13 protein-coding genes are annotated in these 12,305 nt (G+C 58.2%); 5 read left to right on the top strand and 8 right to left on the bottom strand.

What is annotated here, in order from left to right; all coding sequences use genetic code 11:
* Window positions 1-3: 3 nt before the first annotated feature.
* Window positions 4-522 (bottom strand): hypothetical protein, encoded by a 519-nt coding sequence (locus QQG91_RS04915; RefSeq protein WP_285771861.1) that lies wholly within the window; start codon window positions 520-522, stop codon window positions 4-6.
* A 218-nt stretch (window positions 523-740) separates the two neighbouring features.
* Between QQG91_RS04915 and QQG91_RS04910 the strand changes: the two genes are divergently transcribed.
* The 4 genes from QQG91_RS04910 to tpiA are packed head-to-tail and all read left to right on the top strand — an operon-like array spanning window position 741 to window position 2,651.
* Window positions 741-1,103, top strand: a complete 363-nt coding sequence (locus QQG91_RS04910; RefSeq protein ID WP_285771860.1) for an SUF system Fe-S cluster assembly protein — start codon at window positions 741-743, stop codon at window positions 1,101-1,103.
* Between the two features lie 56 nt (window positions 1,104-1,159).
* The gene (locus QQG91_RS04905; RefSeq protein WP_285771859.1) at window positions 1,160-1,525 is read left to right on the top strand and encodes a HesB/IscA family protein; all 366 of its coding nucleotides are present in this window, start codon (window positions 1,160-1,162) and stop codon (window positions 1,523-1,525) included.
* A complete protein-coding gene (locus tag QQG91_RS04900) occupies window positions 1,522-1,845 on the top strand; it encodes a TfoX/Sxy family protein (RefSeq protein WP_285771858.1) in 324 nt (107 codons plus the stop codon). Before QQG91_RS04905 ends, QQG91_RS04900 begins: the two co-directional genes overlap by 4 nt.
* Before the next feature lie 59 nt (window positions 1,846-1,904).
* Entirely contained in the window at window positions 1,905-2,651 is a 747-nt protein-coding gene (gene tpiA, locus QQG91_RS04895) for a triose-phosphate isomerase (protein WP_285771857.1), read from the top strand.
* 32 nt (window positions 2,652-2,683) lie between these two features.
* Here the strand turns inward: tpiA and QQG91_RS04890 are convergent, their stop codons facing one another.
* The 6 genes from QQG91_RS04890 to QQG91_RS04865 all read right to left on the bottom strand — a co-directional run bounded on the left by QQG91_RS04890 (window position 2,684) and on the right by QQG91_RS04865 (window position 10,561).
* Window positions 2,684-3,958, bottom strand: a complete 1,275-nt coding sequence (locus tag QQG91_RS04890; RefSeq protein WP_285772314.1) for a flavin-dependent oxidoreductase — start codon at window positions 3,956-3,958, stop codon at window positions 2,684-2,686.
* A gap of 142 nt (window positions 3,959-4,100) precedes the next feature.
* The gene (locus QQG91_RS04885; protein WP_285771856.1) at window positions 4,101-5,525 is read right to left on the bottom strand and encodes a TRAP transporter large permease; all 1,425 of its coding nucleotides are present in this window, start codon (window positions 5,523-5,525) and stop codon (window positions 4,101-4,103) included.
* Between the two features lie 5 nt (window positions 5,526-5,530).
* A complete protein-coding gene (locus QQG91_RS04880; protein ID WP_285771855.1) occupies window positions 5,531-6,220 on the bottom strand; it encodes a TRAP transporter small permease in 690 nt (229 codons plus the stop codon).
* Between the two features lie 87 nt (window positions 6,221-6,307).
* Window positions 6,308-7,318, bottom strand: a complete 1,011-nt coding sequence (locus QQG91_RS04875) for a DctP family TRAP transporter solute-binding subunit (RefSeq protein WP_285771854.1) — start codon at window positions 7,316-7,318, stop codon at window positions 6,308-6,310.
* 235 nt (window positions 7,319-7,553) lie between these two features.
* Window positions 7,554-8,786, bottom strand: coding sequence for a sigma-54-dependent transcriptional regulator (locus QQG91_RS04870; protein ID WP_285771853.1), 1,233 nt, complete (start codon window positions 8,784-8,786; stop codon window positions 7,554-7,556).
* Complete coding sequence (locus QQG91_RS04865) at window positions 8,783-10,561, bottom strand: sensor histidine kinase (RefSeq protein WP_285771852.1); 1,779 nt, start codon at window positions 10,559-10,561, stop codon at window positions 8,783-8,785. The genes QQG91_RS04870 and QQG91_RS04865 overlap by 4 nt, the downstream gene beginning before the upstream one ends.
* Before the next feature lie 60 nt (window positions 10,562-10,621).
* Here QQG91_RS04865 and QQG91_RS04860 point away from each other — a divergent pair, with 60 nt between their 5' ends.
* Window positions 10,622-11,785, top strand: a complete 1,164-nt coding sequence (locus QQG91_RS04860; protein WP_285771851.1) for a cytochrome P450 — start codon at window positions 10,622-10,624, stop codon at window positions 11,783-11,785.
* Here the strand turns inward: QQG91_RS04860 and QQG91_RS04855 are convergent.
* Window positions 11,782-12,243, bottom strand: coding sequence for an Lrp/AsnC family transcriptional regulator (locus QQG91_RS04855; protein WP_285771850.1), 462 nt, complete (start codon window positions 12,241-12,243; stop codon window positions 11,782-11,784). The genes QQG91_RS04860 and QQG91_RS04855 overlap by 4 nt on opposite strands.
* Between the last annotated feature and the right edge of the window lie 62 nt (window positions 12,244-12,305).

Here is a 12,305-nt window from a genome sequence, read left to right as displayed (position 1 = left end):
GGCCTATGCGTTCGCCAAGGCAAAAACATCGGCAAGCATCAGTTTGAACGCGATCTTCTCGCGTAGAACTTCGCTTGTGATGTCTGCGAGTTTAATCAATTCATCCTGAGCGTCCCCAAAATCGGTCCGACGTTCAGTGAAGATGCCGACAATATTGCCGACGTTTTCGCCGTTGAGCCGCAGGGCGCAGAAAACCGCACTTTTCGCTCTTGCTTGCTTGCCGTTCACAAGGTGCGAATTTGGATATTGGATGTCGAAATCACTCATGACCTCGTAGACTTGGGCGCTTGTTCTATCCATGCTTCGCTGGAAGTTGGAGAACTCTCCCCCATGTACACCGACCACATGAAGTTCGTCCGGACCGACCAAAATAACGAGTGAAGCATCGGCTTGGGTCAGCCTAACAAAAGTTGCCGCAACGTCGTCAAAGAATTGGGATCGTCCAAGATCCAGCTCTTGCACAGCCTCGCTCGGCGACATCTCGGTAAGGAGTTTTTGTATAGCAGTCGTCATCTTCGCCACAAATTTCGGTTCAATGGTCGAAACACCTCAAAAAGATGCAACGTGCGATCCGCGGACCTTGAACCAATAAAGCGCGAATGCCGATACATCCTTTCGCATACCGCCCCAGTCCTATGACTAGGCGTCCATTTCGCATTTCTGTGAGAGCGGGCCTTGCCCTCTTTACCCCAGCGCCCCAAAACCCTATATGAACACTCAGGAATTTTATGGACGCTGCAATGAACGATACGACTGGCACTGTAGAGGGCGCTCCTCTGATCAAACCGTCAAGCACCGAGCACCCGCTTTATGACGCGGTGGTCGAGGCATGCCGCACGGTCTATGACCCCGAAATTCCTGTGAATATCTTTGATCTCGGTCTCGTTTACACCGTTGATATCAATGAAGAAAATGACGTCAAAGTGATCATGACCCTGACTGCGCCGGGATGTCCCGTCGCGGGCGAGATGCCGGGATGGGTCGCCGATGCGGTCGGACCTGTTGCAGGGGTCAAATCCATTGACGTCGAACTGACCTGGGAGCCGCAGTGGGGCATGGACATGATGTCCGACGAAGCCCGCCTTGAACTCGGGTTTATGTGATCGACACTTGAGCGCAAAGTCTGCGCATCCTAGATTAGGTCTCAAAGGAGATCCAAATGTTCGGCATTCCGGGAAGCTCACCCGTCACCATCACGCCGCGTGCGGCCTCGCAAATCGCCAAGCTCATGGAGCGCGGCGGGCACATGGGGCTCAAGATCGGGGTGAAAAAAGGCGGCTGCGCGGGCATGGAATACACCATGGACTATGTCGACGAGATCGCCGCCCACGATGAAGTGGTCGAGCTGAACGGCGCTCGCGTGATCATCGCGCCAATGGCCCAGATGTTCCTCTTCGGCACCGAGATCGACTATGAAACCTCGCTTTTGGAAAGCGGGTTCAAGTTCAAGAACCCCAATGTTGTGGATGCCTGCGGCTGCGGCGAGTCGATCAAATTCGACGAAAGCCTGACGGCCGATAAATGAGCGTTTCGGACGAACAGATCGAGTTCGCGCTCGACCTGTTCCGTCATGTCGGCCCGTTGAGCACTCGCAAGATGATGGGTGGGCTCTGCATTTATGCGAGCGGCACGATTTTTTCCCTGATCATGTCCGATGGCCTCATCCTGCTCAAGGGTGCGGGCGGCTTTGCCGATTGGATGACCGCCCAAGGCTGGGAGCGCTGGAGCTATGAGCGCAAGAACGGGGGGATCACCCAGATGCCCTATTGGGCGCTCCCCGAGGATGTTCTCGACCATCCCGACGAAGCAAGTGCCTTGGCACGGCGGGCTTTGGAGTATCTTTGAGCGCTTGCAACCTCTTGGTGGATTGTTAGACATAACAGAACCCACAAAGGAGGATCAAAATGCGCCGCAAACTCGCCGCCGGGAATTGGAAAATGAACGGGACCGCCGCTGACCTGACCGAGGTCAAAGCGCTCATTGCGGCCAATCCGACACCGACGGTCGATCTTCTCCTTTGCCCGCCTGCCACGCTTCTGTCGCGCATGAGCGACATCACCAAAGACAGCGCAATTGCGACGGGCGGTCAGGATTGCCACATGAACGGCAAAGGGGCTCACACGGGCGATATCTCGGCCGCGATGCTCAAGGATGCGGGCGCAACCTATGTCATCCTCGGCCATTCCGAGCGCCGCGCCGATCACGGTGAAACCGATGCCATCGTCCATGCCAAGAGCGAGGCCGCGATTTCGGGCGGGCTTATTGCCGTGATCTGCATCGGAGAAACGCTGGACGAACGCGAAAGCGGCGCAACTCTCGGCGTTGTGGAAACCCAGCTTTCGGGGTCGGTGCCCGCGACTGCGACTGCGGCGAATACGGTGATCGCCTATGAACCCGTCTGGGCCATCGGCACGGGCAAGATTCCGACCCTTGAGCAGATCGCAGAAGTTCACGCCCATATCCGCACCCTGCTTGTCACCCGCTTCGGCGAGGAAGGCCAAGGTATGCGCGTTCTTTATGGCGGATCGGTCAAACCTTCGAACGCCACCGAGATTTTCGCGGTCGAGGATGTGGACGGTGCGCTCGTCGGGGGTGCGTCTCTCAAAGCGGCTGACTTCGGGCCGATCATCACGGCGCTTGAAAACGCCTGAGGTGTGAGGGGGCGGCGACGCCCCCTTTTGCATCAGAGCGCGACTTTGGCGCCCTCGGGGATGGTGCGGGGCGCGTCGTTGAGCTTGTCCTTGGCAAAACCGGCGGCGGATTTGTATTTCGCCATGAATTCGCTGCGCTCGGCCTCGGGGATCACATCGTCGATGTTGTCAAAGGTGCCGCCGCACCGTTCGTCGACCATGTTCAACAGACCAAACGGCCCTGCCCCGCGATTTCGCAAAATCAACTCGGACACGGGTCCGCAGAGCGCGGTGTCGTAATCGGCGAGCGCAGCTGTGTTCACCCCGTGCTCAAGGAAGGCAGCGCCCAAGGTGCGCGCGTCGATGATCGCTTGGCTCGCGCCGTTCGAGCCTGTGGGATACATGGCATGGGCCGCATCCCCCATAAGAACGACAGGGCCGTCCTGCCAAGTCGCCACCGGATCGCGGTCGATCATCGGGTTTTCGTAAGCCACATCGCCGCCACGCAAGAGTGTGGGCACGTCGAGCCATTCATAGGTCCAGCCCTCGAAATGATGGATGAAGTCCTCGATCTTGGCGGGTTTGAACCAGCCTGTGCGCTGATCGAGGTCTTTGAACGTCACTTCCGCGATCCAGTTCACATCGGCATAGCCGTCGGCGTCGGGCTGCGAGATGGGATAGATCACCATGCGGTGTTCATGCGTACCGAGACCGATGAACGAGGACCCCGTGCGGATCGGCTTGGCCCGCGTGGTGCCGCGCCACATGACTGCGCCGCCCCAATGGATCGGCGGCTGGTCGGGGTGCATCTGGGCACGGATCGCCGAGTGGATGCCATCCGCACCGACGAGGAGTGTTCCCTCCTCGCGCAGCATTTCGCCGTTCGGGCGCTCGATCAAGGCAACGACGCCTGTCTCGGTCTTTTCATAACCCGTCACGCGGCATCCCAGACGCAAGGCCCCCGCGCCTGCCCGTTCGACGAATTTGTCGCGCAGCATGAGATGGAAGCGCCCGCGGTGGACGGCATACTGCGGCCAGTTATAGCCAGCGTCGAGCCCGCGGGGTTCGGCATAGATGTCATTGCCGTTGAGCCCTACGAGCGCCCATTCTTTGGCGCTGATCCCGACCCCGTCGAGATCCTCTGCCGTGATCCCGAGATCGAAAAGCTCGCGCACCGCATTGGGTTGAATGTTGATACCCACGCCCAAGGGTTTGAGATCGGAGACGCTCTCGAACACGGTGCAGGGCACGCCGATCTGCTCAAGGGTGAGCGCCAAAGCAAGACCGCCGATACCGCCTCCGGCGATCAGAACATGGGGGTGGGACATCATCTATTCCGTTTCTAAAATTCCGTCCGGTTCTTAGCACCTGTCGGGATTTACGCAACCTTTGCCAATGTGTCGCGGCCCAACAGAAAAGGGGCCGCGCAATGCGCAGCCCCTTTCGATCACCACTCGTCAAGGAGGAGAACTAGTTGGTGATAATTTCAGGCCCCATTATGGCGTTCGGAATGGCCGTCGAAATCCAGGGCACATAGGTGATCAGGATCAGGAAGACGAAGAGCACGGCGAGGAAAGGAAGTGCTGCACGCACGACCGCCATCATCGGCATTCCTGCTACGCCCGAAGTCACGAAGAGGTTGAGACCTACGGGCGGAGTGATCATCCCGATTTCCATGTTCACCACCATGATGATACCGAGGTGGATCGGGTCGATCCCAAGCTCGATCGCAATCGGGAACACCAGCGGAGCCACGATCACGATGAGACCCGAAGGCTCCATGAACTGGCCGCCGATGAGCAGGATCACGTTCACAACGATAAGGAACATGACGGGTCCGAAGCCTGCATCGAGCATCGCGCCTGCAATGTGCTGCGGGATCTGTTCGTCCGTCAGCACGTGCTTGAGGATCAGCGCGTTGGCGATGATGAACATCAGGGTGACCGTCAGCTTACCCGCTTCAAAGAGCGTGTTGCGGGTGTCGCGGTGGAACAGGGCCGTGATCAGAGCCTGCGGCTTGCGCAGCAGCGAAATCGGACCATTCTCCGTGGCCAAGGGCCCCATGTCGCGATAGACGAATGTCGCAATGAAGAAGGCATAGATCGCTGCAACGGCTGCCGCTTCGGTCGGAGTAAACGCACCGCCGCGCCAGTAAATGAAGCCTTCTTCGCCGCCCGAGAAGTTGATCCACGGATGGCCGTAGATGCCGCCCATGATGATCGCGATGAGGAACAGGCCCCAGATCGCTTCGCGGAAGGCCCCGAAGACTTCGCCCCAGCCGAGCCATTCGCCTTTGGGCATGTTCTTGAGCTTGGCCATCACATAGATGGTGATCATGAGCATAAGGCCAGCCAGAAGACCGGGAATAACCCCTGCAAGGAACATGCGGCCAACCGAAACGTCCGTCGCCGAGGCGTAGACAACCATCACGATCGAGGGCGGGATCAGAATACCCAAGGTCCCTGCGTTACAGATGACGCCTGCCGCGAATTCCTTGGTATAACCGACCTGACGCATTGCGGCGATCACGATGGAACCGATGGCAACCACGGTCGCAGGCGAAGACCCCGACAGCGCGGCGAACATCATACAGGCAAGAACACCAGCAATCGCCAGACCGCCCTGAAGGTGGCCCACACAGGCAATCGCGAAACGGATGATCCGTTTAGCCACACCGCCCGTCGACATGAACGACGACGCAAGGATGAAGAACGGGATGGCAAGAAGCGTGTAGTGACCGGCCATCGCCTGATACATGGACTGTGCCACCGACCCCAGCGAGGTTTCCGAGAACCCCAACAGGAAGATGATCGACGACAGACCAAGGCTGACGGCAATCGGCACGCCGATCAGAAGCAGGCCAACGATCAGTGTAAAAAGGAGAAGTACTTCCATCGGAATTAAGCCTCGCGGTTCATAGCGGCAACTTCTTCGACCGCGTCTTCTGCTTCGTGGCTGACGATCAGGCTATTCTGTTCGCCTTTGATAATGCGCAGAGTGGCCTGCACGATGCGCACCAAAATCAGGAGCGCGGAAATCGGCAGGATCACATAGGGAACGACCCGCGGCATCTTGGAGTAGGTCTCGCCGTAGTTGATCGCGTCCTCGAGCCACTTAAGAAAGCCCGGCATAGGGATCTGGTCCGTTTCAAAATAGGAGGTGCCCCGTGCGCCCCAGTCGATCCCCGTGGGGAACCAGCGGCCTGTCGTCGGCTTGAGCTCGGCAAATGGGGCCCAGTAGTCCCATGCGCCTTTCAAAAGCAAAACTGCATAGAAAAGGCAGATCGCTGCGGACAGCAGGCCCGCTATACGGCGGCCACGGTGCGAAAGAAGGTTAGTGACCGCGTCGACGCCAAGGTGTGCAGTGACCTTGAAACCGTAGGCAATCCCGAAAAGCACCAACCAAGCGAACAGCACGAGAACGACCTCGAGGCTCCAAATCAGGCTGGCGTTGAAGACATAGCGGCGAATGACGTTGATGAATGTCAGTGCCGTCATAAGGCCCAGCATCAGGGCAATAGCATTTTCTTCGAACTCATGGACGAAGCGTCCCAGTTTCGTCTTCGGTTCATATTTCCACGATGCGCTCATGGTCCCCTCGCTCAAACAGCGTATTAGGTATGAAATGGCCCGGCAGAGAATGCCGCCGGGCCACGCTTTTCGACGTCCGTGAAAGGATTACATGCTGTCGTTGATAGCCAGCGCTGCGTCGATGTTGTCCTGGCCTACTTCTTCGGCGAAACGGCTCCAGACCGGCGACATGGCGTCGAGCCACTGAGCGCGGGTTGCGTCGTCCAGCTCGCGGATCACGCCGCCAGCATCGAGGATGGCCTGACGTGCATCGGCGTCAACCTGAGCCACGGCAGCGTTACGCTCTGCAGTGACTTCGTTGAAGATGTTCAGGAGCTGGTCACGAACGGCCGGATCAAGGCTGTCGAGGAAGTCGACCGACGAGATGACCATATAGTCAAGAACGCCATGGTTGGTTTCGGTGATACCGTCCTGAACTTCGAAGAACTTCTGGCCGTAGATGTTCGACCAGGTGTTCTCCTGACCGTCGACAACGCCGGTTTGCAGTGCGCCGTAAACTTCCGAGAAGGCCATCGGCTGCGGCGAAGCACCCAGTGCTTCCATCTGGGCAACCAGAACGTCCGAAGGCTGGACGCGGAACTTGAGGCCGGCAGCGTCAGCAGGCGTGATCAGCGGCTTGTTGGCCGACATCTGCTTCATGCCGTTGTGCCAGTAGCCCAGACCCTGAACGCCGCGGCGCTGCATCGAGTCGAGCATAGCCATACCGGTTTCCGAAGCCTGGAACGCGTCGACAGCTTCGATCGACTTGAACAGGAACGGAAGGTCGAACAGACGGAACGACTTGGTGATCGATTCAAAGAGCGACAGCGACGGAGCAGCCATCTGCACGTCACCGCGAAGCATTGCTTCGATAACCTGTTCGTCGGTGTAGAGGGTCGAGTTCGGGAACACTTCCATGCACATGGTGCCGTCCATCTCGGCGTTCACGCGCTCCATCAGAAGGTTGGCAGCGATGCCCTTGGGGTGCTTGTCGCTGTTGGTAACGTGGCTGAACTTTACGACGATTTCGCCTTCGTCACAGCCAGCGGTGTCGGCAAAAGCGCCCGAAGCAGCAACAGCAAGAGCAGCAGCGGAAGCTGCGAGCTTAAAGAATTTCATGGTTTCCTCCCAAAGAAACTTAATTTGCACCCGAAATGGATGACTGGGATCACAAAAGAGGCAGGAGAAGACTCCGACAAGCAAAAATTCAACTCTACGTGAGAGGGAGTGAATTATAATTACATTCAGATACTTAACAGCCAACCGCCCCGGCAACGTCGCAAAAGTTCTTGATGGGTGGCGAAAATCCGCACATCGGTTTGCGATAACTGTGCGGATTTCCGCACAGCCCGACTCAATCCCGATAAATCTCGGCTTTGATTCCGTGGCGCACCAGCTTGTCGTAGAAGGTCTTGCGCGGGAGCTTCAGGCCTCTGGCCGCTTCGGTCGCATTGCCGCCGTGACGCTGAAGCGCCGCAATCAACAGGCTCCGCTCCACTTGTGCCATCTGTTCGGCAAGGCCAAGTTCTTCGGGCTGCTGGTCACCGATCTCGCTAAGCCCCATGGCAAAGCGCATGGCCGCATTCATCAGCGAGCGCGCATTGCCGGGCCAATCTTGTGCCATGAGGCGCGAGAGAACCTCTGGCGTGATTTCGGGCGTCGGCAAATCGGACTGCTCGCAGGCAATGTCGACATAGTGCTTGAACAGCTCGGGGATATCTTCGGGCCGCTCCCGCAGCGGTGGAATTCGGATCGTCGCTGCTTGAAGGATATAGAAGAGATCAGGCGAGAACCGTCCTTCTTTCACCTCTTGGCCCAGATCGGCATAGGTGCCCGCAATAACGCGCGGACGGCTTGGCCTTTCCATCGCTTCAAGAAGCGAGAATTGCGCGGAGGGAGTCATTCGCGCCACTTCGTCCAGAAAGAGGGAGCCACCGATCGCCGCTTCAAAGGCACGATCCATGGTTTCACCGCCAAACGTGGAGGCGCTGAATTTGAGGAAAGGCGCGTTGGACCCTGCAGAGAGAAAATGCACCACCTCGGCCATTTTTGCAGTGCCGACCCCGGGCTCGCCCGTGATGAGCACGTCGGCGCTCGTACGGGCCACCGCTCGGGCATCCGATCGCATTTTCCGTGAAAGCTCGGATCTTCCCCGCAACATACGGGCAGCCGCGTCCCCTGTTTCGGCCTCGCGTTTGAGGCGGCGATTTTCCTGAACCAATGCGCGGGTGCGCAATGCCTTTTCTACAACAGCGAGAAAGTCCTTGGGTGCGCAGGGTTTTTCAAGGAAGCCGAAGGCGCCGCTCGATATTCCTTTGACCGCCATGGGAATATCCCCTTCCCCCGTCAAAAGGATGACGGGAAGTTCGGGATCGACGCTATGGGTATAGGACAAAAGATGGAACCCGTCCCGCCCCGGCATGCGGATATCTGTCACGATGATCCCGTCAAAGCCCGCAACGATGTGGTCCTTTGCCTCGACGAACGAACCCGCAAGGATGGGATCAAGGTCGGCAAGTTCAAGCGTCTGGCCCAAAGCCTCGCGGACTTCACGATCATCATCGACCATCAAAACCTTGCGGGTCATGCGTTCTCCTGCATTTGGGATGCGGTCAATTCGATGGTAAAGACCGCTCCCCCTTCTGGGTGGTTGCGGCCCTGAATCGCGCCGCCGAAACTCTGGACGAGACCATAGCTGATCGAGAGCCCAAGCCCCATACCCTCGGCTGCGCCGATCTTTTTCGTCGAATAGAAGGGATCGAATATCTTTTCGGGTTCGGCAATCCCCGGACCATGGTCGCGCACTGAAACGGCAACACGCTTGCCGAGGTCTTGGGTCATAACCTCGACGCGTTTGTCGCCAAGGCCTTCCATTGCGTCGATCGCGTTCGAAATCAGGTTGAGAACCACTTGCTGAAGACGCACTTCGCCCGCACGGACCTTCGGGAGACCCGCCTGTGCCTCCCAGAAGAGCGCGACACCTTCATGTTGGGCTTTGCTCGCGATTATCTCGAAACAGGCCTCGATCACCCCGTTCACATCGACATCGGTCAGAGGTTCGTCCTCTTGTTTGGCAAAGGCGCGCAAATTGCGGATGATCCGTCCCATGCGCCGCGCGAGTTCGGAGATACGTCCGAGGTTCTGGGCGGCAACGTCGACCTTACCACGCTCGAGGAAAGTCTCGGCATTTTCGGCAAAGGAGCGGATTGCCATAAGCGGTTGGTTCAGCTCGTGACTGATACCCGCCGACATCTGACCCAAAGCGGAGAGTTTTCCGGCTTGGACCAATTCCGCCTGCATCTGCTTGAGCCGCGCCTCGGCGGCGATGCGTTCGGCCACCTCGCGACGAAGCGACTCGTTCGCCGCCTGAAGCTCTTCTGTGCGCCGTTCGACACGCGCTTCGAGGCTTTGGTTGAGACGCGAAAGCGTCCGCCGTCTCTCGGTCGCAAGAAAGAGGAGCGCACCAAAAGCAAGGCAAAGCGCCGCCGTGATCGCCGCCTGAAGAAAGGCAAGCTGGCGTGCGGGCGCGACATCGAGCAACGCCTCGACCCGAAGTCCGATTGTCGGCAAGAGCTTCTCGAAGTGGAGCGCTTGGGATGGAAGATACCTCCCACCGTCCACGCCCCAAAGATCATAGCCGGCCCGATCCTGCCTGACATAGTCGACAAAGGGCGTCACACGGACCGTCTCATAGACATCACTCGGCACTTGATCGCTCGAGGTGCCCTCTCGCGCGCGGAATAAAAGCTCGGAGCGGTTCGAAACGAAAATCACGCCGTATTCGTCGGTGAAGAACACGGTCGGCCTGTCCCCGCGCCATGCGGCCTCGACGGCCTCGACATCGGTAATCGCAACGACGGCTCCAAGAACGGGCCCCTGCGCGCCGAAAACGGGCGCAGCAAAGCGAAATATCCGCCGCCCGTAGAGTTTGCTCATGGCGTGGGAGACCCCCAAAGCACCGTCCATCGCCCGCACGAAATCCTCGCGCGAGGCATGATCCTCAGGGGGAAGCTCGCGCGCATGGGCCAAGGTTTCGCCATCGGGCGTGACCACGACAAGGTCCATCAAACCTGCTTTGTCGGCGATCTCTTGTAGAACCCTGTTCGTGGCTTCACGGGTCTGGGAACCGTAGAGCAGCCCTTTGACCATCGGGTGCGCGGCGACGAACACCGCCAATTCGCGCGAGGACTGGAGTTCGGACGTCAGACGATCCCCCGCAAGCGCGAGGTCGGATCGACCGCGACTGGCAAGCTGGTCCAGCGCCGAGTCGAAGCCATAGTTCCACACCGCTCTTGACCCTACGGCCACCGCCGAGAGAAAGAGCAAAATCACGACGAGACGTTGGACCAGATATCTTTTCATTGAGGACAGGATAGCAAAGAGCCCGTTGCAAATACCAGAGCCTGCTGCCACCTTGCGCACATGAAATCGATCAAACAGTCCCCGACCGATCCGGACTTTGTCCAAAACCCCTATGCGTTTTACGACAGCGCGCGGGAACATGGACCGTTGGTTTACTGGGAAGACTATCAAACGATCTGTGCGGTCTCGTTCGAAGCGGTGTCCGCTTTGCTCAAGGATCGGCGGTTCGGGCGGGAACTGCCTTCCGATCTTGCGCCGCCCATCGCACCTCATACCAAGCCTTTCTACGATCTCGAAGCGCATTCCATGCTTGAACTGGAACCACCGCGCCATACGCAGTTACGGGCGCTGGTGCTGCGGGCCTTTACCTCGCGGCGGATCAAATCGCTCGAGCCCGAAATTCGGGCGCTGGCGCATGGTTTGATCGACGCCTTCCCCTCGGGTGACTTCGATCTGCTCAAGGCGTTTTGCACTCCGATTCCCGTCATCATCATTTGCAGGTTGCTCGGTGTGCCCGAAAAGGACGCCGTGCAACTCCTTGATTGGTCGGCCAAAATGGTCTCGATGTATCAGGCGCGGCGCACCCGCGAAATCGAAGAGGATGCGGCGCAAGCTTCGACCGAATTCGCCGACTATATCCGTCGCCATATCCAGACCAAACGTGCGGCTCCTGCCGACGATCTTATTTCCGAATTGATCCGCGCCCGCGACGAGGGCGGCTCTCTCTCCGAAGACGAGCTGATAACCACCTGCATTCTATTGCTTAACGCAGGTCACGAGGCCACCGTTCACACGATGGGCAATACGGTGAAACTTCTGATGTCGCTCGGGATCACCGACATCACCGCCGAGGTCGTCGAAGAAGCCATCCGCTTCGATCCGCCGCTCCATTCCTTTACCAGATATGCCAAAGAGGATGTCACCGTCTTTGGCCACGCATTCCGACGGGGCGAGGCTGTGAATTGCCTTCTGGCCTCGGCCAATCGCGATCCTGCGGCCTATCCTTACCCCAATGTCTTCGATCCCGCCCGCAAAGGCCCCGTGAACACCAGCTTCGGCGGCGGCATCCATTTTTGCGTCGGCGCTCCGCTCGCGCGGCTCGAGCTTGTGACAGCGCTCAAAGTGCTCTTCGAGCGCTGCCCGACCCTGTCACCCGCAGACCCGTCGGAGTTTGCGAATGTCTATCACTTCCACGGGCTCAAGGCCTTGATGGTGCGCCGCTAGAGCGGAAGATCAAGCGTCGATTTGATCTCTTCCATCGAGAGGAGTGCAGTGACGTTGTGGATTTTCACTTCGGAAATAAGCGCCTGATAGAACTCATCATAGGCGCGGGCGTTTTTCACGCGCACCTTGAGGATATAGTCGATATCCCCCGCCAAACGGTGTGCCTCCTGCACTTCGGGACGGGCACGCAGCGCGGCAAGGAATTTGCGCTGCCACTCTACTTCGTGCTCGCTGGTGCGGATCAGAACAAAGAAACAGGCTTCGAACCCAAGAGCCTCGGCATCAAGGAAAACCGTCTGACGGCCGATGATCCCCGCTTCTTTCATCTTGCGGATTCGGTTCCAGACGGGTGTCTTGGACGACCCCACATTTCTTGAAATATCGTCCAGCGATTGGGCGGCGTCCCTTTGCAGCTCGCAAAGGATTTTCCGATCCGTTTCATCAATACGAAAAGACATTCCTGTTTTTCCCGACTTATAGAACATTCAAAGCGATCCACCGCCTGAATAGAACATACGTC

The sequence above is a fragment of the Marivivens sp. LCG002 genome (assembly GCF_030264275.1).
Classification (GTDB): Bacteria; Pseudomonadota; Alphaproteobacteria; order Rhodobacterales; family Rhodobacteraceae; genus Marivivens.
Note: the sequence above shows the minus strand (reverse complement) of the source record. Positions and strands in the feature narration are given on the sequence as shown.

What these genes read in the sequence shown, in the direction of transcription:
- QQG91_RS04905 (WP_285771859.1), top strand. Translation starts at nt 1,160, where the DNA reads ATGTTCGGCATTCCGGGAAGCTCACCCGTCACCATCACGCCGCGTGCG.
- QQG91_RS04885 (WP_285771856.1), bottom strand. Translation starts at nt 5,525, where the DNA reads ATGGAAGTACTTCTCCTTTTTACACTGATCGTTGGCCTGCTTCTGATC.
- QQG91_RS04890 (WP_285772314.1), bottom strand. Translation starts at nt 3,958, where the DNA reads ATGTCCCACCCCCATGTTCTGATCGCCGGAGGCGGTATCGGCGGTCTT.
- QQG91_RS04880 (WP_285771855.1), bottom strand. Translation starts at nt 6,220, where the DNA reads ATGAGCGCATCGTGGAAATATGAACCGAAGACGAAACTGGGACGCTTC.
- QQG91_RS04910 (WP_285771860.1), top strand. Translation starts at nt 741, where the DNA reads ATGAACGATACGACTGGCACTGTAGAGGGCGCTCCTCTGATCAAACCG.
- QQG91_RS04870 (WP_285771853.1), bottom strand. Translation starts at nt 8,786, where the DNA reads ATGACCCGCAAGGTTTTGATGGTCGATGATGATCGTGAAGTCCGCGAG.
- QQG91_RS04900 (WP_285771858.1), top strand. Translation starts at nt 1,522, where the DNA reads ATGAGCGTTTCGGACGAACAGATCGAGTTCGCGCTCGACCTGTTCCGT.
- QQG91_RS04855 (WP_285771850.1), bottom strand. Translation starts at nt 12,243, where the DNA reads ATGTCTTTTCGTATTGATGAAACGGATCGGAAAATCCTTTGCGAGCTG.
- tpiA (WP_285771857.1), top strand. Translation starts at nt 1,905, where the DNA reads ATGCGCCGCAAACTCGCCGCCGGGAATTGGAAAATGAACGGGACCGCC.
- QQG91_RS04875 (WP_285771854.1), bottom strand. Translation starts at nt 7,318, where the DNA reads ATGAAATTCTTTAAGCTCGCAGCTTCCGCTGCTGCTCTTGCTGTTGCT.
- QQG91_RS04865 (WP_285771852.1), bottom strand. Translation starts at nt 10,561, where the DNA reads ATGAAAAGATATCTGGTCCAACGTCTCGTCGTGATTTTGCTCTTTCTC.
- QQG91_RS04860 (WP_285771851.1), top strand. Translation starts at nt 10,622, where the DNA reads ATGAAATCGATCAAACAGTCCCCGACCGATCCGGACTTTGTCCAAAAC.